Here is a 25,429-nt window from a genome sequence, read left to right on the forward strand (position 1 = left end):
TTTTATAAGTTATCTATATGTAATTTCTAAGAAATGTTTATTTCATAGTTTTTATGTTAACGTTACATTAAATTTGATAACGTAACGTTTGTAACATTAATGTAACATAACTATTATTACGTTGCAATATAATTACGTAAAATTTATTACACTTTTTTTACGTTTTTTTATAATAACCCTCAAAAACCTTTATTTAATGCGTTTTTCACTTAGTTCACGTTTGTAACATTCGTGTAACATTACAGTCATAAAGTGAAATGTCGTCATATCCCTCTCTATTTTTGTTACAAATCGTTTATTTAGTGACACTAAACCTATCTAATCTTTACTTACTTTTAATATGAGATAAAATACCGTCTTTCCAAGATAAGTTTATATGTTTCCTCTATATAACTATGTATAATAAAAACAAAGAGGTGGTCATTTTGAAATTAATCGCATTAGATATGGATGGTACACTACTATCATCTAATCTTGAAATCTCCAAAGAAAACCTACAAGCAATCCAAACTGCACAAGAAGCTGGTCATATTGTAATGATCTGTTCTGGTCGTGCGAAAGAGGATGCTTTAAAGCTATTGGAAGAATATAAATTATCTCTTCCAGTCGGAGCAAGCAATGGGGCTATTGTTTATGTGGATGGAAAAGTAATTAACTCGCGTTGTATACAAAACGACAAAGTGTACAAACTTGCAAAATTACTAGAATCTGAAGGTTTCCCATATAAGCTATATACGAATAAAGGAGTTTATTCTCCATATACATGGCAAGATCAAGTGATGCAAGCATTCGAAGAAAATAAGCATGCGCTTGATGTTACATTAGAGGAACTTGAACGAATTACAGAAAAGCAAAAGAAATCGAACCTAATTACTGATTTCAAAAAAATAGAAGATGTTGTAAATAACCAAGAACTAGAAATATCTAAATTCTTCATTTTAACGTTTAATGCAGCGCATCGCGCACAACTATTAAGTATATTACAAGAAGATGCTGATATTATGGTTACAGCATCGGCTCCTACTAACTTAGAAATTATGGATAAGAATGGACATAAAGGAAACGGGATACAGCAGATGGCAGCTCATTTTAATATCCCTATTGAAGATACAGTTGCTATTGGTGATAATTTTAATGATGTACCGATGTTAGAAGTAGCAGGCTTATCTGTTGCAATGGGCAACGCTGAAGAAGATGTAAAAAAGCTATGTGATGTTGTAACACTAACAAACAATGAACATGGTGTTGCTCACGCAATCGAGCAATTTGTATTGAAACAAACTTCATCTATTAAATAAAAAAAGGACTCTTTCAATTTGAAAGAGTCCTTTTTTATACGTGATGACAAGCAACAAAATGCTCTGCACCAACATTATGGAATTCTGGTACTATTTTTTTACAAACATCCGTCGCAAATGGGCAACGTGTATGAAAACGACAGCCCGAAGGTGGATTTGCTGGACTTGGAATATCCCCTTCTAGTATAATTCGCTCTCGCTTCACTGTTGGATCTGGTATTGGAACAGCTGATAACAATGCTTTCGTATAAGGATGTAGCGGATTGGTAAATAACTCATCACGCGGTGCTGTCTCCACAATCGTACCTAAATACATAATTCCGATTTTCGTACATAAATGTTCTACTACACTTAAATCATGCGAAATGAATAAATAAGATAATCCCTTTTTCTCTTGTAACTCACTAAATAAATTAATAATTTGTGCTTGGATAGATACATCTAGTGCCGCCACAGGTTCATCAGCTACAATAAATTCCGGATTTAATACCATAGCTCTTGCGATTACGATACGCTGACGTTGTCCACCAGAAAACTCATGGGGATACCGGTCAATATGATAAGGAGCTAACCCACATAACTCCAATACTTCAATTACCTTTTCACGAACATTTTCTTTCGTCGCTAATCCGTGGGCCAACATTGGCTCTCCAAGCGCTTCTCCAATTCTCATTCTCGGATTTAATGAGCTAAATGGATCTTGGAAAACGAGCTGCATATTAGGGCGATGTTTTCTTAATTCATCCTTGGATAAAGAATGAACATCTTTCCCTTTAAACTTCACTTCTCCCTCCGTTTTTTGAACGAGGCGTAAAATTGTTTTTCCTATTGTTGTTTTTCCGCTCCCTGATTCGCCAACGAGACCAAACACTTCACCTTTATTAATAGTAAAACTTACTCCATCAACCGCTTTTACATGCCCAATTGTTCTACTAAATACGCCACCCTTAATTGGAAAATATGTCTTTAGATTTTTCACCTCTAATAATGGTTCAATCATTGTTCCGCACGCTCCTCATATAGCCAGCAAGCTACTTTATGATTTTCATCATTTACATTTAGATTCGGGGCTTCTTTTCCACATATTTCCATACAATGCTCACAACGCCCACTAAAGTAGCAAAACTCACCTAAACCAACTAAATTCGGAACTTGCCCTGGAATAGAATATAGTTTATCTATTCGTTTTCCCATTACTGGTTTTGATTTCAATAATCCTTTCGTATAAGGATGTTTTGGATTTTGGAATATCTCTAGTACTGGGGCTTCTTCAATAACTTTCCCGCCATACATAACGACAACATAATCAGCCATTTCCGCTACGACACCTAAGTCATGTGTAATTAATAAAATCGACGTTTTAAATTCTTCTTTCACTTGTCTTAGTAGATCCAATATTTGAGCCTGAATAGTAACATCAAGAGCTGTTGTTGGTTCATCCGCAATTAATAACTTAGGATTACAACTAAGTGCAACAGCAATCATAATACGTTGTAACATCCCGCCACTCAGTTCATGCGGATAAGAATGGACGATTTCATCAGCGCGGGCTATGCCAACTTTACGAATTAACTCAATTGCCTTCTTATATGCTTCATTTTTACTAAGTAATTCATGCTCCCTTAACGTTTCTACAATTTGCTCTCCTACAGTGAAGACGGGGTTTAGCGATGTCATCGGTTCTTGGAAAATCATCGCAATATCATTCCCTCGTAAACTACGAAGCTCTTTCTCTTTCATTCCTAAAAGACTTTTTCCTTCATATAAAATATCTCCACCTACTACACTGCCTGATTCAGCAATAAGTCCCATAACAGATAACGCCGTTACACTTTTTCCGCAACCAGATTCACCTACAACACAAACAGTTTCACCTTCTCGAACAGAAAAACTAACATGATTCACAGCTTTTACTGTCCCTTCTTCTGTCTGAAAGTGTGTTTGTAAATCTTTCAGCTCTATTACCGCTTTACTCATATCTCCTCACCTACCGTCTCATCTTTGGATCTAATGCATCACGAAGTGCATCACCAAGTAAATTAATTGATACAACTGTTATAAAGATTGCAAAACCAGGCGGAATCCATAACCATGGACGCTTTTGGAAATCGATTAATGAGTTAGCTGCGCTAATCATGTTCCCCCATGATGGTGTAGGTGGAACGACTCCGAGACCTAAGTAACTTAGTGCGGATTCTCCCAAAATAGAACCTGCAACACCTAATGTAGATACGACAATTAAAATGGGTAAAACATTAGGTATTAAGTGATATATAATTTTCCGGTAATCTTTTATTCCTAACACATCCGCAGCTTGCATAAATGCTTGCTCCCTAAGTGATAAAATTTGCCCTCTTACAAGGCGTGCAAGCCCTGGCCAACCTACTAAACTTAAAATAATCATAATGACATACAAACGATAATCAGACGGTACTTTCCACTCTGATAAAATCGCACCCATTATAATAAGTAACGGTAATCCTGGCATCGACATTAAAATATCTGCAAGTCGCATAATAATATTGTCCACAATACCACGATAAAAACCTGCAATCGCTCCTAATAAAGCTCCAAGTATAACCGATAAAACCATTGAAGCTAAACCAATGGTTAATGAAATACGTCCCGCTTGCATAAGCCTTGTTAAAATATCTCTTCCTAATTGATCTGTACCAAGCCAATGAGAAAAACTAGGTGGTTTGTTAATGAGCGCAACTTGTATTTTTCCTGATGCATATGGAGAAAAGAACGGACCGATAAAACAAAATAAAAACATAAAAATTAATGCATAAAACCCTACAAGTGCCATCTTATTTTTCTTTATCTTTTTAAAAGCTTGTCGCCATGGTGATGATTCATTTCTTCTCTTTTTTTCTTTTTTTTCTGTAATTACTGTAACAGTCTCCATTTCTTTCCCCCCTTACTTCAACCGAATTCTTGGATCAACAACTGCATATACGATATCTGCTAAAAAGTTTGAAACGATTGTTAAACAAGAAAGAAACATCGTAAATGCCATCAATACTGTATAGTCACGGAAATTTAATGCTTCTAATTGAATATTACCAATCCCTGGCCAGTTAAAAATTTGTTCAATAATAATTGCCCCAGAAAACAATCCAGGTAATTCAAATGCTAATAACGTAATTGCCGGTAAAATTGCATTTTTTAATGCATGCTTATAAATAACCGTCTTCTCCTTCAAACCTTTCGCTCTTGCTGTTCGTATGTAATCTTGTCTTACAACCTCTAACATACTTGTTCTAAAATAACGAGTTAGCGAGCCGACCCCAAGAAGTGTCAAAATAAATACTGGTAAAATCATATGTTTTGCAACTTCTATCACGTAAGCAAATCCTGTTGAATTACTGCCAACATCAATCATTCCACCTATCGGTAATAACTTAAAGTCAACCGCAAACACCTTAATTAAAAACAAACCGATAAAGAATGAAGGGAATGACATTGCTGCAAAAACACCGATTGTTACAAGTTTATCGAATAAAGAATGTTGCTTCGTCGCCGAGAATACACCGATAATAAGTGCAATTAGCCAAATAAAAAACAATGCAATAATTGCTACACTAAAGGAATTCCAAATAAATTTATTTAATAATGACGTTACAGGCTCTTGATATTGAAGTGAGAAGCCAAAGTCCCCTTGCAATGCATTACCTAACCAATGAAAATAACGCTCAACAATTGGTTTGTTCAACCCATATAACTCCCTCAGTTCAGCTGCTCTTTCCGGTGTAATTTTCGGGTTTGAATCAATATAATCCCCAGGAAGAAGTGCGAACAGGACGAAGATAATAATTGATGTACCAAGCAGTGTAGGAATCATTTGTAACAACCTACGAACAATATATGTTTTCACCCTTTTTCTCTCCAATCTTATGCTTAAAATAGAAGAACATTTTTTCAAAGCGGCACATTACTAACCGAATGAAAAAATGTCTTCTACTTATACATTCTTATCGTTATTTTTCAAATGATAATACTGGTAAGTTTGCACTAATACTGTTGTACTTTTCAGGATCAATTCCTTTTATATTCCCGTTATAACCAGTAATTGTTCTACGGTAGTTTAATAGAATTACTGGTGGATCATCACTTAATTCTTTATACAATTCTTTATAAATAGGTTTACGCTTTTCGATATCTACAGTTTCAATACCTTTTTGAATTAGCTCATCTACTTTTGCATTCTTATAACCAAGACTAGTTTCATTTGCAGTAGACAAATATTCACCAGCTGTTTCACTCGGATCACTTGTAATCGGTGTCGAAACAGAAGCTAAATCATAATCCCCTTTGTTTACCTTAGAAAGCATCGTATTAAAGTCCATAAATTCAGGATTAAACTCTACACCTATTTCTTTATAATTCTCTTTCGCAATCGGAATTAATAAATCACTATCTTTAGCCGAACTTGGACCGAAATAAGAAAGTTTTAATTTTTGACCATCTTTTTCACGAATTCCATCCGAACCAACTTTCCACCCTGCTTCATCTAATAATTTTTTCGCTTTTTCTTTATCGTATTCGTATTTATTAACTCCTTCTTCCGTATAAGCCCAAGAAGTTGGATGAATTGGTACATTGGCTACTGTACCGTATCCTTTTAACGCTGTATCAACATATTTTTTGCGGTCTAATCCGTAAATAAGTGCTTGGCGAACCTTTTTATCCTTTAAGTAAGGCTTATTATTATTCATATAAATATAACTAAATGACGGTGCTGTTTCGATTTGGATATTGGCGAATTCTAAAGCCTTAGCCTGTTCAAGAACCTCATCACCAGTACCTAAGCCAGTATGGTCAACTTCTCCTGTTTGGAATAACTGAAGCTTCGTATCACCAGAAGTAATTTTATAAATGAAGTTTTGAATTTTTGGTTTACCCGCATAATAATTTTCGTTTGCTACAAAACGAACTTCTTGACCTGGAATATACTTTTCAAATTTATATGGACCCGCAGCTAATGGCTTTCCATATAAATCTTTTAAGTAATCTAAGCTTGTATTTTGCTTATAATCTTTTCCATAATAAGCTTTTGATAGTACTGTACCTCCTAAAACAAATATAGCTTGTGAATTCACTTTTTCAGTTGTAATTTTAATTGTTTGTGGATCAACAACTTGAATACCTTCAATTGAAGTTGCTTTTCCTTCCTTATATTCTTTACCACCTTTAACCGCATATTGAGAGATATCTACTTCACCTTCATATGCCTTATCATGTAAAAGCGTCAATGTGAAAGCTACATCATCCGCCGTTAATGGCGATCCATCACTAAATTTCAAATCTTTACGTAAATGGAATGTATATGTTAACTGATCAGAAGAAACGTCCCACTTCTCAGCTAATTCTGGAATTGGTTTCCCTTGTTTATCGGTTGATACGAGAGATGCAAAAATAACTGAAGTTACGTTTCCATCCCAACCATTTTGTTGGAAGTATGGCAAAAATACGCCGCCTGGCTTACTAATACCAACTACTAACGTATCTTTTCTATTCTTCGCTTTGTCTGGCACTTTCGTTTTATCTGTCGCAGCGATCTTTTCAATTTTCACATTTTTTAAATCCTGCTGTTTAACCGGCTCTGTAGAAGCCGTATCCTCCTGTCCCCCACAAGCAGACAACACAAGCGAACTACTCATTAATACCGAAAATACACCAGCCCATTTTTTTGTCTTTTTCTTCATTGTCCCCACCCTAACTTTTTATGATTATACCCTCTGAACGAATTACCTTATGTATGCCTCCCACAGCAACATTTATAGCCAATCGGAAAAGTCGGTTTTAATCGTAAAAAAATAGATGTTTTTGAGGGGTAACAACCTTATTCCGACCTTTCCGGTAGACTTTATGGTTATTAGCTTATATCGTTCATTATGTTTTGTCAATTCTTTCTAAATAAATATTTTGAGAATTTTTCCAAAATTATCACTCTACATTTATACTTTAAGAAAACTCAGCTATAATTCGTATTAAAACTTAAAAATCTACTTCTATTCCTTCAGCATGAAACATAGAATACTAATAACCAATTACAAAAAAGGGGGCGAAAATATGGACAACCTATTCCAATACGTCCTGCACTACGTATTATTAACAATTATGATAGTCGGAGCGCTATTACTATTCCCGTTCTTCCCAAAGTTCGTCCTCTTTTTAGCTTTTTTTATCATGCTCGGGATCGCTATTATAATTTCAACGAGAGAAGATGCCACGCAAAAAGAGAGCAGAGTTCAGCGCGTAAAGCTGTAACTTTGCTCTCTTTTTGTTTTCATTCACTAGTCTCTGTTACACATATTTATTCCGCTATTTGCCGGGCAGTAAAACCCCCACTGATTAAAGTTTCACTTTATCTCTCGGGAAATAATTAGCCTTTGTTTTTGTAATTACTCCTATCGAAAAGCCACTAATGACATTTCTTTTTCACCTTATCATTTTCATATGTTTCACAAACTATGCAAATTGAGGAACACGGATTTATCTAAGTTACTGTTTCACGTGAAACACACCGCTTCATTTAATCTTTAAAGCAAAATATCATTATGAAAAAAGCCACTTCCTCCAACAAAACTGAAAGGAAGTGGCTTTCTACTCTTTACTCCACAATATTCTCTAACTCACTATATAACTTCGCTCGTAACAACTCTTTCATCGTTTTTTCCTCATATAATTTTTTAAGTCTTTCAACATCAGCTACATGTTCCATTTCACATTCTATTGCATATATATCTTCTTCTACATGCATTAACTCATTTTCAATCTCTTCAAGATTCCTAGCTTTTTTCTCTTTTACTGGAACCATTTCAACACTCTTTCTCCCTTGGCGTTTTTGCTTTATTACTTGCTTCTCAAGCTTTTCTTCCCATTTTTGACGAGCCCATGCATAGTTTCCTGCAAACTCAAATAATTTACATTCATCAATCCAGTACGTCTTTTCAAATAACTTATTTAAAAAATAACGATCATGTGAAACAGCTAGGATTGTTCCATTATATTGCTCAAGGGCTTCCTCTAAAACTTCCCTTGATTCAATATCAAGATGGTTTGTCGGCTCATCTAGAATTAGAAAATTGATGTCTTGATACATAAGTTGCGCAAGTCTTAACCTCATTTTTTCTCCACCGCTCAGTTGCGTTACTTTCTTAAACACCGCTGGACCATAAAATAAAAACTTAGCCAATATATGTCTCGCTTCTCCCTCTGTTACAGCTACATATTCTCTAAAAGCCTCTAATACATTACTCTTCATATTTCCGTACGCATGCTGGGATAAATAACCGATTTTCACACTACTACCAATTCGAATTTCTCCCGCGTCTGGTTCTATTTCTTCTAATAATAATTTTAGTAGCGTTGTCTTTCCTGTACCATTACAACCAACGATGGCCGCACGCTCTTGAAAACGAACATGTAAATTCGCTTGTTCAAATAAAGGTCGTCCAGCAAAACCTTTACTCACTTCTTTCATTACAACAACATCTTTCCCGCTTCTCTCTTGCCCTTCAAACTGAAGACCCATCTGTTTTCGTTCTAAAATTGGCCTCTTTAATTTCTCTATACGTTCTAACGCACGTTCCATATTTCTCGCTCTTTTATGCAATCCTTCATTCGGAGGGTTCGCTTGATTTGCCCATTCACGTAGACGCTTAATTGCTTCTTTCATTTTCTTTATTTTCTTTTGTTGCTCCTGATAAGCTTGAAACTCTTGAAGTAATCTTTCTTCCTTCTCCTCAACGAACTGAGAATAATTCGTATGGTACACGTGAATCTCTCCATCTTCCAAATCAAAAATTTTCGTTACAACTTCATCAAGGAAATAGCGATCATGTGAAATAACTATAACTGTTCCAGTGTATTCTTTTAAAAATTGCTCTAACCATTCAACTGCAAATAAATCTAAATGATTTGTTGGTTCATCTAATAGAAGTAAATCTGGTTTCTGCAATAGCATATATGCAAGGCTTACTTTCGTCTGTTCTCCTCCACTTAATTCCGTAAATACTCTTGAAAATAAGTCTGTCACTTGTAAGCCATTTGCTACCTTCATTATATTTGCCTCGATTTCATAACCACCGAGAAATGCAAATTTTTCTTGAATGACTCCGTACCTCTCCATTAGCTTTTCCAAAGCAGATTGTTCCTGTTCCACCGCCATATTTTTTTCTAAAGCATGCATTTCTTTTTCTAATTCCTTTTCTACTTTAAAAGCAGAACTCAATACATCATATACAGTCATAACCTCATCAAACTTCGGAATTTGTGCGACATGACCAATACGTGTACCTTTCTTCATATGGATGGCTCCTGCATCCAAACTCTCCTTTCCCGTTAGAAGTCCAAAGATTGTTGTCTTCCCACTACCGTTACGACCAACTAACCCAACACGTTCACCATTCTTTATTTCAAGCGATATATTTTCAAATATGATGTTTCCACCAAAAGATTTCATTACATTATTTACACTACAAATAGTCATTTTCCGTACTCCTTTCAATATAAAAAACCATGAGAAAGAAACATTCCCCATGGTTTTCGGCATAGAAAAAGGAAGCCAAATAGCTCCCTTTTCACACGTTTATTAAAAATGGGTGAAGAGATTTCTATCGTTCAATAGTCACTATGCAATTGTTAAAAAAGGGCATACGTATCCCGTTAACAACTACATCATGAAAAATCGCACGACAAAAATAAATAAAATCTAAAAATTTGGCACGCGCAGCTAAAGAACGTTTCATCTCATTCACCCCTTTCGTACGGAATTTAATACTTACTTCTTTATTATACTTTCCAATTTCATGTTTGAATAGTCATTTTTCTGAAAATAATGAAGATAGACTAAACATTTCAATAAGTGACATCAAATCTTACAAAACTGTTATGTTCACGTAATGGAAAGCGATAGTACGAAAAGATGCCTCCCTATACAATAAAGATGTAAACAAGCGAGACAAACAAAAGGAGGAAACAAACATGATGAAAGAAATCGTAAAAGCAATCTTTGAGGTATTAGTGAACGGACAAGCAGTTGTAAAAGAACTAAATGAACTATAAAAAGGAGTGAAGAAATATGATGAACATGGTGAAAATGATTTTACACGCTTTAGTCGATGCAAAAGCAGTTAGCCAAGAATTAAACCAACAATAAAAAGGGGTATATGAATATGAAGAAAGCCATTATTATAATTGCAAGCACAGCAATTACCTTATACACAATAAAAAAGAGAAAAAAGAAAAATAATGAAAATGTTCTATATTATCCATACACACTATTAGAGAAAAAATAAAAGACAAGGTACCCTATCGTAATGAGGATATCTTGTCTTTTATTTTTCCCCTATTCCTTTAGAGGATTTCCTTCTCCTTTTCCCGAATGTATTAAGCGGGATTTTTACACATATTTTAAAGGGGCATATATACAAATGGATACACAACAACTATATTTTTTAAACGATATCGGTAAACAAAAACCAGAAAGTATTCGGAATAGAAGCGCTGCATGTCCATTTTGCGATAAAGAACAATTAACGGATATTTTAGCAACTGATGGTTCTATTATTTGGTTAAAAAATAAATTTCCTACATTACAAGATACATTTCAAACAGTGTTAATCGAAACCGATAATTGCGAAGATCATATCGCAACATATACAGAAGAACATATGAGAAAATTAATGCAATTTTCTATTCAACATTGGTTACACTTACAGAAGAACGAAGAGTTCGCATCTGTGATTTTATATAAAAATCACGGTCCATTTTCAGGTGGAAGTTTGCATCATGCACACATGCAAATTATCGGAATGAAATATGTAGATTATCTTGAAAATATTAAAGAGGAAAATTTCCAAGGAGTAATTGTTCAAAAAAATGAACGCATTGAGCTTAATATTTCAGAGCGTCCCATTATTGGCTTCACTGAATTCAATATAATCATTGATAATATTTCATATATAGATGAAATGGCAAATTACATTCAGCAAACTGTACGTTACATACTGATAGATTTTCATAAAGGATGCAGTAGTTATAACTTATTCTTCTATTACTTAAATGGAAAAATTATTTGTAAAGTTGTTCCTAGGTTTGTCGTTTCACCGCTGTATGTAGGATATAAAATACCGCAAGTTTCTACAAAACTAGAAGACGTAAAAATACAACTAGCGGAGTATTTCACAAAATGACACGATTATCAAAAAAAATAGAGTAGGTATCAAAACCTACTCTTTTATTACACCTTTATTTCGATAGTACACATCTTCTAATCCGATGTTATACTTCATGTTATTATCCGTCCACTCTGGCCCTAAATTCCCTGGCCATCCAGATGTATTCGCTATATATTTCAGTAATGCAAAATCAGTCAAACCTTTTTGCACCCCACGCTTATATCCTTTCATTAAATGCGGCATTGCAATTTGCGCATTTGTACGTGGATCTTTCAGCTCATCATCAGTTAAATGCTCTGGTGCAAGCCCGCCGCCGCGGTGTAGTTGAAACAATCCGAATGAAGTTCCATTATCTCCAACACTTCTTGGATTTAATCGACTTTCATGCTCAGCAATTGCAAGAGGTATCCATTCCGGAAGATTTACTTTCTTCGCTTCCTCTATAATGATTTGTTTCATCTGTTTTGCTTCTTCTGAATCAACATAGCTTGTTCCATTCACTAGCTTATCCATTCCTTCAGACTTTCCTTGGAAATATAAATATACTCCAAGAACAACTAAAAATCCTACAAAGAATTTCTTCACTACCTCTACCTCTTTCTCCGCTGAAATTTGTCCCCTTTCAGCCTTCCCTTTACAATTACCTACATTCTATTACTCTTTTATCATAGCAAATAACTATACATATTATCATCATGCTTTAGACCGATTTTGTGAAAAAACAGCTGGTAAATACGTACAAAAATGTAACTTTCATAGACTATAACGCATTTATTGTATATAATTGTAAACTGAACTCTATATATAGAATAGGAGCATACAAAATGAAAAAATGCCTAACACTCTTGTTCAGCATTTTACTACTCATCCCTACCTACACCTCTGCACAAACATCATCAAAACCAAAAGTACTTGTTTTGTATAGTACACAAGACGATAAATTTTCAAATAATGTCCAAATCCTTAATACTCAATTAGGACATTTTACAAATGATATAACCGTAAAAAACTTAAAAGAAGCAACTTCAATTAATAACGTATCCTCCTATACACATATTGTTTATATCGGTGAAACAAAAGAAGCGTTTTCTGATGAAACGAAACAATTTCTAGAAAACTTCTCCGGCCCTGTATTAGTATTAGGACAAAATGTTGAACAATTATCTAAGCGTTTTTCTTTCATTACTTTGAATAGTGATGATATACGAGTTAATAAAATTGAATATCCAGACAAGAAGCTAAAAAATACCTTAGAGGAGGAACGATTAATTCAATCATTTGATACGAATGGAACTGTGCTTGCTAACGCCTTAAGCTCAAATAACACTAACCCACTAATCGTTCAGCATGAAACATCTTATTATGTTGCAACACCTAACCTCTTTGACTGGATGTCTCATTACGTCGGTGAAATGTTATTTTCTTATTTCAGCCAAAAACCAACGAAAAATAAAGTTGAAGCTTATTTACGCCTTGAGGATGTTCACCCCGCAGCAGATATAAATCAATTGAAAGAAATTGCTGAATTACTAAAAGAGAAAAAGATGCCTTACATGATTACTGTTATTCCGGTATATAAAGATCCAGATACAGGAAAGATAATACATTTAAAAGATAAACCAGAACTAGTTGATCTTTTACGCTCTATGCAAGATGATGGTGCAGCAATTATTATGCATGGTTATACTCACCAATTTTATGACAGTGAAACAGGTGAAGGCTTTGAATTTTGGGATGTAAAAACAGATCAACCAATTCGCCAACCGAAGCATGAAAAACCGAAGACAAAAGATGACTTTCCAAATATAGAGGCATATAACCAATATGTAAAAAAAGGGGAAGAATTCGAGGAAAAATATACGAAAGATCATATCGAAAAAGGAATTCAAGAACTTGTAGATGCTAAACTATATCCTGTTGCCTTTGAAGCACCTCATTACACGATGTCTCAAAAAGGATATGAAATATTATCAAGGTACTTTTCAACTTATGTAGGACAACTACAGTTAAATGATACAACTTGGAAATCCATGCACTCACCATATTATACAAGTACTCCATCATTTTTACATGGAATGAAACTATTGCCTGAAACAGTCGGATTTATTGAAGAAGATACGCCACAAACTACTGCTAAAATGAAAGAGCGTGCTCTATCTGTTTCTAAATTATCCGATGGAGTTATTGGTGCATTCTATCATCCTTACTTAGGTGCGAAACCATTAAAAGAAGTGTTAAAGGATCTAGAAAGTATTCCAAATATAGAATGGATTGATTTACAAAAGGAAAAGAATGAAGTAAAAATGAAAGATATTCATATTACGACGAATAAAGACGGCATTCACGTTGAAAAACCAACCAGTGCGAATGACATAATTGATTATATAAAGCAATATGGCTTCTTCCTTATGCTAGGGTTCGTTATCATTGTCTTTCTTTTATTATTAAAACGTGCGAAAAAATTAGAATCCTAATACAAAACCACCGAGCGGAACGCTTGGTGGTTTTTTGTCCTATATCAAACCGTGGCATTTTATTAAATAAATTCAACTTTTACTTTTTCCGTTACATGATTAAAACTATAATTCTCCTATCCTTTCAAATAAAATCGACTTGTATTTTCATATATTGTTTCTGCGACCTTATCAATGGATATGTTTTTTATAGAACTAATTTCCTTTAATACCTCTCGAATCATTCTTGGGTGCGTTATAACATCTTCTTGAAATTCCCACGGACCATCTGTTTCTACCATCATATATTCAAGCGGATAATACGAAACGATTTTTCTAATCTTCTCCTTATGTAAAACATCCGGTGTAATCGAAATATAATAACCATTTCTCATCATCCGTTTCATTGTTTCATCGCTTCCTTTAAACCAATGAAAGTGTGCACGTGAAACTTTATATTTCTCTAGCAAATCACATACAATGTCAGCATCTTCATAAACTGCGTGTAATACAATCGGCAAATTATACTTACTAGCTAGTTCTATAAATTTTTTCAATACAGCTATGTATGGATCTGCAGCAATTCTTTCATCTTCTTTTCTCAAATAATAGGGCAAACCTACTTCACCAATCGCAACAATTTCCTCTGCGTTCTGTTCAATAAGTTGATAAATCTGTTCACACTCTTCTTTATGAATCTGTTGCTCTGGATGAAACCCTATCGCTGGATATATAAAGGGATACTTCTTCGCTAAAGATAACGTTTCCTTACAAGATTGATAATTCATAGATACCGCAATAAGCCCCTTTATTTCCTTACTATTTTCCACCTCTTTTAGTAATCTGCTCTTCTCTTCATCCTTATATTGATCAACATGTATATGACTATCAATCCATTTCATCTTTATGCCCCCATAAAAAAACAAGAAAGGAGTTCCTTTCTTGTTTTAGCATCTATATTATTTAACAATTAAGTTTGTTATGATATCAAATAATCCAATACACACTACGGCAACAGTAAAGTAGCTACAGAAATCTTTAATTGGTAACTTCACTACTTCTTCTTTACGCATCCCATTTTTCTCCCTTCTTACTAGATCCCTAATTATTTTTCTATCTGTATCTATTATGCAAAAAATATGACAAATTTACTATCGAATTAACTTACGTAAACCTTACAATGTTGTAAGGTTTAAAAAAGGATCCCCATCTTTATTCAGATGAGGATTATTAAAAATTAGTTGGTTTTTCATTCTTCATTACAAACAGAAAGTAATACATTGAGACTTTCTAGTTACACTATATGAAAATTACTATCTTTTAACTATCGAATTACATTACAGAAGGCTTACATGTTTGTAAGTTATGTGTAATGTAATTCGATAGTTCCCCTTACTTATATTTCGTACAATAAAGTTAGAAAGTAAGCCAAATAAGAAGAACACTCACATAACCAAATTACATTGCTAGTAGCTACTCTTCTTATACCTTTCACCCATGCTACTACAATGTACCCCCTTCCCCTTTATATAATAAAAAAGCCTTATTCTATATGGACTAAGGCTTTTTTGTTAATCTCAAAAATACCCTTACCCAGTATTTTTATTTTCGACAAAAAATAGCCGGGGGTATATTTCACTATCTCATCGTTAAAAGTTTGCTCTTCGCATTTATAGGAATATTTGCAACCTCAATCTCTTCAATCGATTCACCGTAACGTCCTTTTGCAAAAACCTTTAATGCTTCATCTCTCTTTAACATATGCTTAACCGTTTTCTTTATTTTCTGCTCTCTACCACGTTCATCGAATGCAATAAATTCATATTCATACCACTCATCACCAATATGCTGACCAATTGTATTCACAACCGTATAGTATTCTTTCGTCTTATAAAATGGATTATATTTATCGATAACTGGTCCAAGTTTCGTAGGCAGTAACATTACTACTATCACTATCATCGCTATTATAGTAGTGATCATTTTTTTCTTCATAATAAACATTCCTCCTCTGCAGGATATATATACATCCATTTTAAAAAGGGGGAATAAAATCTACTATTGAATCTCATTACATTACACTTACATTTTTGTAAGAATTAAAAAAGGTGAACGAATTTGCTCGTTCACCTTTTAGCTTGCTTTAAAGCCACCGCCAAGTACATCACGTACATCATGTATAACAACGAAAGCATCTTCATCTACCCGGCTAATAACTTGTTTTAACTTAACAAGCTCTTGTTTATTAATAACAACATATAAAACTTCTTTATTTTTACCAGTATATCCGCCGCGCCCTTCTAATACAGTAACACCGCGTGTCATATTTTTCGTAATAGCTTCACGAATTAAATCTGGTTGATTCGAAATAATCGTAACAGCCGTTTTTGTGTCCATTCCTTCTACAATGAAATCAATCACCTTCGCTCCAATGAACACAGCCACAAGTGTATACATCGCCTTTTCTTGCCCTATTATAAATACAGAACCAGCAATTACAACAATATCAATAATTAGTACGCCTTTACCTACACTCCAACCTAAATATTGATTTGCTAACTGAGCTAAGATTGCTGATCCTCCCGATGTACCTCCGGCTTTGAACATACAACCTAATCCAATTCCCACAAATAAACCAGCAAATAAAGCTGCTAATAATGTATCACTATTTACATGATACTCAATATGTTCTGTAACGTATAAAAACAAAGATGTTTCTACAATCCCTAAAATTGTATAAATCATTGTTTTCTTATCAAAAAATTTATAACCAACAGCTAGTAAAATTGCATTTATAGCAAAGTTCACAATTCCTGGTGACCAATCAAATAAGTAGTACGTAACAACCGTTAAACCAATAATTCCACCTTCCGATAAACGGTTTGGAATTGCAAAGTAATTAATACCAATTGCGAATAATAATGAACCAATTGTAATTAGTGTTATTTCCTTTATACGTTGATTAACCATAGTTCATACCCTCCCCCCATTTGACATTGTATCACTATCTCCTAGAGGTTTAGAAGTGGTTTTTATTCCGCATTTTCCCTCTTAAAAATTGAAATATTATGTTTAAACAGAGGGTTGATTAATTATTCATATTTGCTCTAACTGCACGGACAAATCGCTCCACATTCCCTTTCTGAATATACTTAGCGCGAATGGTTTCATGACTACAAGTAAATTCAAAATACGGATGAAAATCTATGCTATCTATATACAAATATGAATACTCTTTAAATGTTGAAGAATAGTACGGAAATTTCCCGTAAAAAAGGAGACGTCTAGTAGTGGCAACAAAAACCCCATGTTGATACGATAATATAAAATTATCCTTCTCAAATATCCCTACCACAAAAGCCAGAATCTTTTCATCATCATCTACATACTTTTTCATACTCGATAAAAGTTCATTCATGCATATTCCTCCAAATTCTATTCACTGCATTAACACTTGAAAAGAATCCATGGATTATTACAGACCGGTTTAACTCCTTTATAAAGTATGAAACGCGTTTCCTGTCAAAGATATTTCAAAAAAATAATCCGTTATGCGATTATACACATAACGGATTACGATTAAACTGTAGAGCGTTCCACAAGTTCGTATGGAATTTCCAGCTTTTCTTGTTCAGAACTCTCGTCATTCACTTTTCTATGCAACATTTCAAAAGCAGTTTTCCCTATCTCCTTTAAATTTTGATCAATAGTTGTCAATTGTAACACTTGCGAGATAGGTTGATTATCAAAGCCAATAATCGCTAAATCCTCAGGAACTTGAATCCCTAATTTTTCAACCTCTGTCATAACCCCAATCGCAACTTCATCACCTGCTACTATTAATGCTTCAGGAAGATCCTGCATCTCTTTTAACTTATGAGCCACTTTTACACCATCTTCTAGTGTAAAACATTCTGTAAAAATCCATTCTTCATTAACCTCTTCGTCTATAGATTGCAATTGCTGTTTATAAACATCAAAACGCTTTTGACTACTCGGCCCTAATTTTCTTCCCGTACAATAACCAATTTTTTTATAACCTTTCTCAATCAAATAATCCATTCCTAATTGAAAGGCCGCTGAATGATTCGTATATACACTTGAGATGTTTGAAATATCATTGTCTTCACAAGCAATTATTGCGCCGTAAGAAGCATACGGTTCTATCGTTTCCCAATCATTTGCACGTGAACAAATAATAAGACCATCCAATTGTTTTGTTTTTAACATATGTAAACTTTTCATTTCTTCTTTTTTATTATAATTCGTTTGGCAAAGTAGCACCCTGTAATTATGCGCTAACGCAGTCTCCATCATTCCGCTCACCATCGCATCAAAACACGGATGATTAATATACGGTAAAATCACACCAACAATATTCGTTTTTCCTTTTGATAAATGAACAGCATTTGCGTTTTGCGAGTAATTCAATTTCTCAACTATCTCTATAACCGCTTTTCTTTTTTCTTCACTTACATATGGGTGATCATTCAACACTCTCGAAACAGTCGTAACTGAAACTCCCGCCATCTTTGCAATATCTTTAATATTAGCCATACACTCACCTCTACCTTTAACTTAATGAATCTCATGAACATATGTCAAATCTTCTTATCATTACACCTTCATTCGTTTCTCTTACAAAAGTGTAATTTTTCTGTAAGCTAATTCGATAGTGACTTTCCGCAACATTTCATACAATTAAGTCAGAAACAAGGTAACAACTATTCGAAAAGGAGCGGATTAATATGATGAACAAAATGAAAACGAACAATTTCTTACATACAATGGGCATGGTATTTTTCGCTCTTATCGACGCAAAAGCTGTTGCTTCTACATTAAACAAGTAAGGAGAATGTATTATGAATAACATCACTTTTAACAAATTAGATTTTTTAGGACTAGCTAGTGGCTCGATTCTTCTTACTGCTTTTATTTACGCCGCTACGCTTGTATAACTTTGTGTCCCCTTTCCCCTTTATTATAAATAGTAATAGAAAAGACGACCGTCTATGCCCGGTCGTCTTTTCTTATTTTTGATTTGATTGCAAAGCTTCTTTTAACTCCTCAAACTTCTCATTTAATTGATCTGTCATCATTTTCATAGCGGTTTTTCGATCTATTTGTTCTCCAGCCTCAATTTGAATTGGATCTCCAAAAATCAATTGTGCCTTTTTCCCCTTTATTAATTCTTTTACACTTGATGGACCAACATAAGCTGCTGGTACTAACGGAACATTGGAACGCATCGCAATTGTCACAGCACCCGCTTTTAATGAAACATCTTCCGCTGATCTTGTTCCACTCGGAAAAATCCCTACTACCTTTCCTTCTTTTAATAAACGTGATGGAATTTTAAGTGTACTTGGTCCTGGATTCGCACGATCTACAGGGAATGCATTTACATTTTTAAAGAACCAATTTTTGAATTTCCCTTCAAATAATTCTTTTTTGGCCATGTAATGAATTTGAGTTGGATACATCCCTGTAGCTAACATTAATACATCCATAAAACTTGTATGTGTACATGCAACAACATAGGGTCCACCTTCTGGTAGCTTTTCTCTTCCTTGTACTTCTACTTTCCCAGCTGTTTTAAATATATATTTCAACAAAAATGTAATTGGTTTATACATTTATTTCGTTCCTTTCTAAACATCCGAAGTATAATCATATTCTTATAACAATTATAACACTAAGTTTTAGGAGTTGGTAATAAAATTAAGGATGAATTGTTAAATTTCAATTCTTACAAAAGTGTAATTTTCTTGTAAGCTAATTCGATAGTTACTTCTTACTATATTTCATACAATTAAGTCAGAAACAGGGCAACAATTATTCGAAAAGGAGTGGATCAATATGATGAACAAAATGAAAACGAACAATTTCTTAAATACAATGGGCATGGTATTATCGGCTCTTTTCGATGCAAAAGCTGTTGCTTCTGCATTAAACAAGTAAGGAGAATGTATTATGAATAACATTACTTTTAACAAATTAGATTTTTTAGGATTAGCTAGCGGCTCTCTTCTTCTTACTGCTTTCATTTACGCTGCTACGCTTGTATAACTTTGTGTCCCCTTTCCCCTTTATATAGAAAAAGACGACCGTCTATGCCCGGTCGTCTTTTTAATTTTTTCTTTCTTTCAATTCTTTTAAAAGCTGTATTAGCTCAGCTTGTTGTTTTATCTTTTTACGACCATTTCGATTAATTGCTGCAAGCTCACAGGCAACTCCGACGGCGAAGAAAAACAATAAACTTTCTAACATGTGAAATCCTCCATTTGCCTATTAAACAGCTTGACGTAATTGTTCTTCTTGTAAAACTCTCTTATTTATATTTTCTTCTTTTCTCTGACAAACGTTATTGCGAATAAGCGCTGCAATAACAAGTACAGTCCCTATAATATCAAACATTGTGATTTGATACCCTTGCATCATCATAATAGCTAAAGTCGTAATTGGTACAAAATTAATAAATAAAATCCCATTAATGGATGATAAAATTTTCACACCATAGTTCCAAGCAAGTAGCGCTACAATACCTGGCAATGTCATCATGAATAACAAATCATATTTCACAATAGAAATCGTTCCCATACTCGGAACTGAAATATATCCAAGCGACGTAATAATTACCGTTATAATTCCTGTAACAGTCGTACCGAATACACACGTCAACGTAGAATAACGTAACGTTGACCAATCACTACAAGTTTGACCACCCATCGTATAAATAACCCACCCTACAACACCAATAAATATAAATGCTAATGGGAACATATTATCTTTCAATGTTACAAAGAAACTCATGTCACCTTTTGTAATAACAAACACAGCTCCTACAAAAGCAATAACCATACTCGTTATCATATACTTCTTCGGTTTTATATGCTTATATCCCCATAAAATACAAATAGAAATCATCGGCATAAGTGCTTCCATAATGGAAGCTACCATTACACCCGACTTACCCATTAACATTTGCCCTAAAAATATGAGGACATTATATACTGTAAATGCCATCGTTCCAAAAAAGACGAGTAACTTTCCTCTTCCCTCTAAACAAAATGCCTGTTTTCCTTCTTTCACTAACAACAATACAATCAGCATTATCGCCACTGCTCCATAGCGAATAAGCGAAAAATAAAATGGATCTATGTATTCTAGCGCATGATCAGCAACTGGAAACATCGCTCCCCATGACATACTCGCAATTAAACACGCCAAAGCCCCTATTATCATTTGACCTCTTCTCACCGCAATCCCCCGTTTCTTTCTATTTGCACAAAGAGAATTGTAAAAGAAAAAATATATCACGTAAAATGATTCAAAATGATGTTAACTATCATTTATAATGATAGTTAACATCAAGGGGGATTACAAAATGGAATTAAGAGACTTACAAATCTTTAAAAGCGTTGCCGATCAGGGTAGTGTAAGTAGCGCAGCAAAGGAATTAAATTATGTACAATCAAATGTAACTGCACGTATTAAACAACTAGAAAACGAATTAAAAACCCCACTCTTTTACCGCCATAAACGAGGAATGACTTTAACAGCTGAAGGAAGAAAAATGCTCGTTTATGTTAGTAAAATTTTGCAAGATGTCGACGAACTAAAACAAGTATTTTTAGATAGCGAAACACCTTCTGGTATATTAAAAATCGGTACAGTCGAAACAGTAAGTACACTGCCTACCATTTTATCTTCTTACTATAAAAGCTATCCGAATGTCGATTTATCATTACAAGCGGGTCTAACAGAAGAATTAATTAGAGAAGTACTTGATCATCAATTAGATGGCGCCTTTATATCAGGTCCTATTAAACATCCACTAATCGAACAATACGATGTTAGTACAGAGAAATTAATGCTTATAACACAAAATAAAGCCTTTCATATAGAAGAATTTACAACAACGCCTCTACTCGTTTTTAACCAAGGATGTGGATACCGCTCCAAACTAGAACGTTGGCTTAAAGACGAAGGTTTGCTACCAAAAAGAATTATGGAATTCAATATATTAGAGACAATATTAAACAGTGTTGCACTCGGTCTCGGAATTACACTCGTACCACAGTCTGCTGTCCATCATCTTTCTAAAGCAGGTAAGGTACATTGTCATGCAATCCCTGAAAAATACGGCAGTATTTCAACGGTTTTCATACGCCGTAAAGATAGCTATATGACGAATTCAATGCGTAGTTTTTTAAAAACAATTGAAGACCATCATCATATCAATATGCTGTGAAAGACATTCTTACATGAATGTCTTTTTTTCTTACAAAAGTGTAAGTCTTTCGTAAGCTAATTCGATAGTTGGAAGTATCCATATTCCCTATAATTAAGACATAAGCAGGGCAACAACTATTCGAAAAGGAGCGGATACGCATGATGAACAATATGAAATCAAATAAATTTTTAAATACAATGGGCATGGTGCTATCCGCACTTGTCGATGCAAAAGCTGTTGCAACTACATTAAACAAATAAGGAGAGATTATAATGAACAACATTACTTTCAACAAATCAGACTTTATCGGACTTGCAAGTGGAGCTACTCTTCTTACGGCTTTCATTTATACACTTGCTCAAGGTCTTATTTAACACTTTGTTTCCCCAAACCCCTTTATATATAGAAAAAGCTGCTCGTCTTATAGACAAGCAGCTTTTTAGTTTGTCCCGCTTTAATGGGCAGTAAGACCCCCTCCTCAAAATTCAGCGAAAGCAAAGAAGTTAGGTGGGGGTCGGGCTGCCCATAAAAGTCCGATTGGTTCAACTAATAATCAGTGGGGGATGAAGAACCCCCACACTGATTAAAGTTTCACTTTATTTCATATACAATTTGACCTGTTTTCGTAATATCATATCCGCCAATCGCATTTAATTCATTATGAAATTCTTCCGATTGCAGAATGTCTTTCACAACTTCAATCAGCTCTTCATTTTCTTTATTCTTCAAAATTACTAAATCATACTGTTCTTTCATGATTGGAATAAAGTCCACATTTACAATTTGCGAAAACTTTTCTGAACCTACTCCTACATCAGCTTTTCCATTTGCAACTTGCGTGGCAACACCAAGATGATTCGATTCTTCCCATTCATATCCACTAATATCAGCTTTATTTAATTTTCGGATTCGTAATTGTTCATCCACTAACACTCTAATACCAGAACCCTTTTCTCGATTCACAAACTTTATAGTGGACCCGGATATGTCAGCCCATGTCTTTATTTTCTTCGGATTTCCTTTTTGAACATAAAACCCTACATTTCTGGACAATAAATTAATCATAAGACATGGCTGTCCTACTAAAATACGTTTTACGTAAGGAATATTATATGTACCCGTTTCACCATCAAACAAATGCAAACTAACGATACTTCCTTCTCCTTGATACATTTTCACTAAACTCGTTAAGCTACCTTGATACGCTCTTAAAACATTAGAACTTGGCAAACGATTTTCTATACGTTTAGCTAACATATCTAACGTTAGTTCTTGACCACTAATAATACACGTGTTCAAGATACTACTACCATCGTTTTTCACAGGATTAACTTGTACTTTCCCTGTTTTCATTTGCTTTATATATTGATCTAAATCTGCTGCATCAATGCGCATCTGTCTACCAACTCTATAAGAAGGAAGTTCTCCTTTTTTAATTAAGTCGTATACAGTTAATTTTGATACTTTTAATCGCTTTGCTACTTCTTCCGTTGTGTAGGAATGATGATCCATAGACGATTCCTCACTTTCTCCTTTCATTGTAACAAAGAAAAGAATATTTCTCCTATTTTTTAAAAATAGACATATGTTCAAATTATATTCAATTATAACTAGTTATATTTAGTTATATTTAGTTATAATTAGATGTGTCAAAATGAAAGGGGATTTTTTTATGAATAAATTTATATTACGTTCCATCGGGGCACTTATACTTTCTTTCCTTCTTATATTTAGCGCTGCTTGTACAAGTGGGGAAAAGCATACAAAGTCAGCTGCTAAAGAGGATAAAACAGTTGAACTGACTATCTCAGCTGCTGCAAGCTTACAAGATGCATTAAAAGAAATCGAAAAACAATATAAAGAAAAAGAGCCAAATATCAAACTTTCTTTTAACTTCGGTGCTTCTGGAGCACTTCAACAACAAATTGAACAAGGTGCACCTGCTGATTTATTCTTCTCAGCAGCAGAAGATAAATTCCAAACCCTTGTAAAAAAAGGATTCATTAATGAAAAAGAGAGGAAAAATCTCCTTGGAAACGAACTCGTTCTAGTCGTCCCAAAAGATAGTTCTCTTACAAAAATTCAAGATTTAAAAGATGAAAAAATAAAAAAAATTGCACTTGGTACACCTGAATCTGTACCTGCTGGCAAATATGCAAAGGCTTCTCTAACACACGAAAACCTTTGGAATGATGTTCAAAATAAAGTCGTATTTACAAAAGATGTTCGCCAAGTGTTAACATATGTAGAAACAGGGAATGTCGATGCTGGTATCGTATACAAAACAGATGCTCTCATTTCGGATAAAGTAAAGATTGGTGAGACAGCAGCAGCTACTTCTCATGAGCCAATCCACTATCCTTTAGGTGTTATAAAGGAATCTAAACATAAGAAAGAGGCGACTTCATTTTATGAGTATTTGCAGTCAAAAGATGCACAATCTATCTTTAAAAAATATGGATTTACAGTCCTGTCGTAATTACTATGAGCATTGATGCTATTTTATCGCCTGTCTTTCTATCTTTAAGAGTAGCTGCATGCGCCACTATTCTCGTTACAATTTTAGGGACAATTGTCGGGCGAGCACTAGCTCGCTCCTCATGGCGATATAAAGTACTATTAGAAACCATATTTTTATTACCAATGGTACTTCCACCAACTGTTATCGGCTTCTTTCTCATTATCATCTTTGGAAACAACAGCCCGATCGGAAAGTGGGTTGAATCATTATTTCAGCAGTCTATTATGTTCACATCTACTGCTGCGATCATTGCTTCTACAGTTGTTGCATTTCCGCTTATGTACCAATCAGCGAAAACGGGATTTTCTATCGCAAATGTACAAATTGAAGAAAGTGCTCGTGACCTTGGCGCAAGTGAATATCAAGTTTTTCTGCACGTTACACTTCCGCTCGCATTTCCTGCCTTACTAAGCGGGATGATTTTGAGCTTTGTCCGCGCGCTCGGTGAATTTGGTGCTACACTTATGTTTGCCGGGAACATTCCTGGTAAAACACAGACAATCCCAACTGCAATTTACATGGCTATTGATGCAAGTAATATGCAACTCGCATGGACACTTGTAGTTATTACTATCGTTATGTCACTCGTATTTCTACTATGTATTCAACTTATTAATAAAAGAATTACTAACTCTTAAAGCAGCTTTTTTCGAAGCTGCTTCTTTATTTCTTAGGAAATAAAATATACCACCTGTAAATAACTGAATTTTACCTCTTATTAAAATATACATTTT

At 34.4% G+C, this 25,429-nt stretch carries 28 protein-coding genes; 11 read left to right on the top strand and 17 right to left on the bottom strand.

The window, feature by feature from the left end:
- The first annotated feature begins 425 nt into the window (after positions 1-425).
- Positions 426-1,298 carry a Cof-type HAD-IIB family hydrolase gene (locus ACTFN4_RS27420; protein WP_000766420.1) on the top strand — a complete coding sequence of 291 codons (873 nt, stop codon included), beginning with the start codon at positions 426-428 and terminating at the stop codon, positions 1,296-1,298.
- Positions 1,299-1,332: 34 nt separating this feature from the next.
- Here ACTFN4_RS27420 and ACTFN4_RS27425 read toward each other — a convergent pair whose 3' ends face one another.
- The 5 genes from ACTFN4_RS27425 to ACTFN4_RS27445 all read right to left on the bottom strand — a co-directional run bounded on the left by ACTFN4_RS27425 (position 1,333) and on the right by ACTFN4_RS27445 (position 7,006).
- A complete protein-coding gene (locus tag ACTFN4_RS27425; RefSeq protein ID WP_000572377.1) occupies positions 1,333-2,298 on the bottom strand; it encodes an ABC transporter ATP-binding protein in 966 nt (321 codons plus the stop codon).
- The gene (locus ACTFN4_RS27430) at positions 2,295-3,275 is read right to left on the bottom strand and encodes an ABC transporter ATP-binding protein (RefSeq protein WP_173601048.1); all 981 of its coding nucleotides are present in this window, start codon (positions 3,273-3,275) and stop codon (positions 2,295-2,297) included. The genes ACTFN4_RS27425 and ACTFN4_RS27430 overlap by 4 nt, the downstream gene beginning before the upstream one ends.
- Positions 3,276-3,285: 10 nt before the next feature.
- The gene (gene opp4C, locus ACTFN4_RS27435) at positions 3,286-4,206 is read right to left on the bottom strand and encodes an oligopeptide ABC transporter permease (RefSeq protein WP_000451077.1); all 921 of its coding nucleotides are present in this window, start codon (positions 4,204-4,206) and stop codon (positions 3,286-3,288) included.
- Between the two features lie 12 nt (positions 4,207-4,218).
- Complete coding sequence (locus ACTFN4_RS27440) at positions 4,219-5,175, bottom strand: ABC transporter permease (protein WP_000860748.1); 957 nt, start codon at positions 5,173-5,175, stop codon at positions 4,219-4,221.
- A gap of 103 nt (positions 5,176-5,278) precedes the next feature.
- The gene (locus ACTFN4_RS27445) at positions 5,279-7,006 is read right to left on the bottom strand and encodes an ABC transporter substrate-binding protein (RefSeq protein WP_061456692.1); all 1,728 of its coding nucleotides are present in this window, start codon (positions 7,004-7,006) and stop codon (positions 5,279-5,281) included.
- Between the two features lie 367 nt (positions 7,007-7,373).
- On the opposite strand from ACTFN4_RS27445, the gene ACTFN4_RS27450 reads away from it, so the two are divergent.
- A complete protein-coding gene (locus tag ACTFN4_RS27450; protein ID WP_000369254.1) occupies positions 7,374-7,571 on the top strand; it encodes a hypothetical protein in 198 nt (65 codons plus the stop codon).
- 343 nt (positions 7,572-7,914) lie between these two features.
- On the opposite strand, the gene abc-f is transcribed toward ACTFN4_RS27450, so the two are convergent.
- Both abc-f and ACTFN4_RS27460 read right to left on the bottom strand, forming a co-directional pair.
- Positions 7,915-9,846, bottom strand: a complete 1,932-nt coding sequence (abc-f, locus tag ACTFN4_RS27455; RefSeq protein ID WP_439963107.1) for a ribosomal protection-like ABC-F family protein — start codon at positions 9,844-9,846, stop codon at positions 7,915-7,917.
- A gap of 73 nt (positions 9,847-9,919) precedes the next feature.
- Positions 9,920-10,054, bottom strand: a complete 135-nt coding sequence (locus ACTFN4_RS27460) for an RAxF-45 family protein (RefSeq protein WP_000830643.1) — start codon at positions 10,052-10,054, stop codon at positions 9,920-9,922.
- Positions 10,055-10,474: 420 nt separating this feature from the next.
- Between ACTFN4_RS27460 and ACTFN4_RS27465 the strand changes: the two genes are divergently transcribed.
- Positions 10,475-10,603 (top strand): hypothetical protein, encoded by a 129-nt coding sequence (locus tag ACTFN4_RS27465; protein ID WP_002023099.1) that lies wholly within the window; start codon positions 10,475-10,477, stop codon positions 10,601-10,603.
- Positions 10,604-10,738: 135 nt separating this feature from the next.
- On the top strand, positions 10,739-11,500 hold the full coding sequence (locus ACTFN4_RS27470; protein ID WP_033693683.1) for a DUF4931 domain-containing protein: 762 nt from the start codon (positions 10,739-10,741) through the stop codon (positions 11,498-11,500).
- Between the two features lie 36 nt (positions 11,501-11,536).
- Here the strand turns inward: ACTFN4_RS27470 and ACTFN4_RS27475 are convergent, their stop codons facing one another.
- Entirely contained in the window at positions 11,537-12,070 is a 534-nt protein-coding gene (locus tag ACTFN4_RS27475) for a transglycosylase SLT domain-containing protein (protein WP_000713249.1), read from the bottom strand.
- 239 nt (positions 12,071-12,309) lie between these two features.
- Here ACTFN4_RS27475 and ACTFN4_RS27480 point away from each other — a divergent pair, with 239 nt between their 5' ends.
- Complete coding sequence (locus tag ACTFN4_RS27480; protein ID WP_000710597.1) at positions 12,310-13,959, top strand: DUF2334 domain-containing protein; 1,650 nt, start codon at positions 12,310-12,312, stop codon at positions 13,957-13,959.
- A gap of 116 nt (positions 13,960-14,075) precedes the next feature.
- Here the strand turns inward: ACTFN4_RS27480 and ACTFN4_RS27485 are convergent, their stop codons facing one another.
- From ACTFN4_RS27485 to ACTFN4_RS27505, 5 genes are all read right to left on the bottom strand, one after another.
- Entirely contained in the window at positions 14,076-14,840 is a 765-nt protein-coding gene (locus ACTFN4_RS27485; RefSeq protein ID WP_000871102.1) for a TatD family hydrolase, read from the bottom strand.
- A 736-nt stretch (positions 14,841-15,576) separates the two neighbouring features.
- On the bottom strand, positions 15,577-15,933 hold the full coding sequence (locus ACTFN4_RS27490; protein WP_000728422.1) for a YxeA family protein: 357 nt from the start codon (positions 15,931-15,933) through the stop codon (positions 15,577-15,579).
- 138 nt (positions 15,934-16,071) lie between these two features.
- Positions 16,072-16,908 (bottom strand): YitT family protein, encoded by an 837-nt coding sequence (locus ACTFN4_RS27495; RefSeq protein ID WP_000248045.1) that lies wholly within the window; start codon positions 16,906-16,908, stop codon positions 16,072-16,074.
- A 118-nt stretch (positions 16,909-17,026) separates the two neighbouring features.
- On the bottom strand, positions 17,027-17,356 hold the full coding sequence (locus ACTFN4_RS27500) for a PH domain-containing protein (protein WP_001004246.1): 330 nt from the start codon (positions 17,354-17,356) through the stop codon (positions 17,027-17,029).
- A 161-nt stretch (positions 17,357-17,517) separates the two neighbouring features.
- Positions 17,518-18,495 carry a LacI family DNA-binding transcriptional regulator gene (locus tag ACTFN4_RS27505; RefSeq protein ID WP_001273903.1) on the bottom strand — a complete coding sequence of 326 codons (978 nt, stop codon included), beginning with the start codon at positions 18,493-18,495 and terminating at the stop codon, positions 17,518-17,520.
- Positions 18,496-18,800: 305 nt separating this feature from the next.
- On the opposite strand from ACTFN4_RS27505, the gene ACTFN4_RS27510 reads away from it, so the two are divergent.
- Positions 18,801-18,896, top strand: coding sequence for a DUF3948 family protein (locus tag ACTFN4_RS27510; RefSeq protein ID WP_001059999.1), 96 nt, complete (start codon positions 18,801-18,803; stop codon positions 18,894-18,896).
- A gap of 72 nt (positions 18,897-18,968) precedes the next feature.
- Here the strand turns inward: ACTFN4_RS27510 and ACTFN4_RS27515 are convergent, their stop codons facing one another.
- A complete protein-coding gene (locus ACTFN4_RS27515) occupies positions 18,969-19,574 on the bottom strand; it encodes a lysophospholipid acyltransferase family protein (RefSeq protein WP_000277778.1) in 606 nt (201 codons plus the stop codon).
- A 337-nt stretch (positions 19,575-19,911) separates the two neighbouring features.
- Between ACTFN4_RS27515 and ACTFN4_RS27520 the strand changes: the two genes are divergently transcribed.
- A complete protein-coding gene (locus ACTFN4_RS27520) occupies positions 19,912-20,007 on the top strand; it encodes a DUF3948 family protein (RefSeq protein ID WP_001060007.1) in 96 nt (31 codons plus the stop codon).
- 60 nt (positions 20,008-20,067) lie between these two features.
- Here the strand turns inward: ACTFN4_RS27520 and ACTFN4_RS27525 are convergent, their stop codons facing one another.
- Complete coding sequence (locus tag ACTFN4_RS27525) at positions 20,068-20,208, bottom strand: YrzO family protein (RefSeq protein WP_000894065.1); 141 nt, start codon at positions 20,206-20,208, stop codon at positions 20,068-20,070.
- A 21-nt stretch (positions 20,209-20,229) separates the two neighbouring features.
- Entirely contained in the window at positions 20,230-21,198 is a 969-nt protein-coding gene (locus tag ACTFN4_RS27530; RefSeq protein WP_002182372.1) for a DMT family transporter, read from the bottom strand.
- A gap of 127 nt (positions 21,199-21,325) precedes the next feature.
- Between ACTFN4_RS27530 and ACTFN4_RS27535 the strand changes: the two genes are divergently transcribed.
- Positions 21,326-22,192 (top strand): LysR family transcriptional regulator, encoded by an 867-nt coding sequence (locus ACTFN4_RS27535; RefSeq protein ID WP_000423031.1) that lies wholly within the window; start codon positions 21,326-21,328, stop codon positions 22,190-22,192.
- Positions 22,193-22,446: 254 nt separating this feature from the next.
- On the top strand, positions 22,447-22,548 hold the full coding sequence (locus ACTFN4_RS27540) for a DUF3948 family protein (protein ID WP_001060017.1): 102 nt from the start codon (positions 22,447-22,449) through the stop codon (positions 22,546-22,548).
- A gap of 217 nt (positions 22,549-22,765) precedes the next feature.
- Here ACTFN4_RS27540 and ACTFN4_RS27545 read toward each other — a convergent pair whose 3' ends face one another.
- Positions 22,766-23,686 carry a substrate-binding domain-containing protein gene (locus ACTFN4_RS27545; protein WP_002180310.1) on the bottom strand — a complete coding sequence of 307 codons (921 nt, stop codon included), beginning with the start codon at positions 23,684-23,686 and terminating at the stop codon, positions 22,766-22,768.
- 160 nt (positions 23,687-23,846) lie between these two features.
- Here ACTFN4_RS27545 and modA point away from each other — a divergent pair, with 160 nt between their 5' ends.
- Both modA and modB read left to right on the top strand, forming a co-directional pair.
- Positions 23,847-24,653: a molybdate ABC transporter substrate-binding protein gene (modA, locus tag ACTFN4_RS27550; RefSeq protein ID WP_439963098.1), complete on the top strand. Its 807-nt coding sequence runs from the start codon at positions 23,847-23,849 to the stop codon at positions 24,651-24,653.
- A 5-nt stretch (positions 24,654-24,658) separates the two neighbouring features.
- Positions 24,659-25,333: a molybdate ABC transporter permease subunit gene (modB, locus tag ACTFN4_RS27555; protein ID WP_000020527.1), complete on the top strand. Its 675-nt coding sequence runs from the start codon at positions 24,659-24,661 to the stop codon at positions 25,331-25,333.
- Positions 25,334-25,429 lie beyond the last annotated feature (96 nt).

Origin of the sequence: Bacillus cereus group sp. MYBK95-2 (genome assembly GCF_051915225.1) — a bacterium.
GTDB classification, from domain to species: domain Bacteria; phylum Bacillota; class Bacilli; order Bacillales; family Bacillaceae_G; genus Bacillus_A; species Bacillus_A cereus.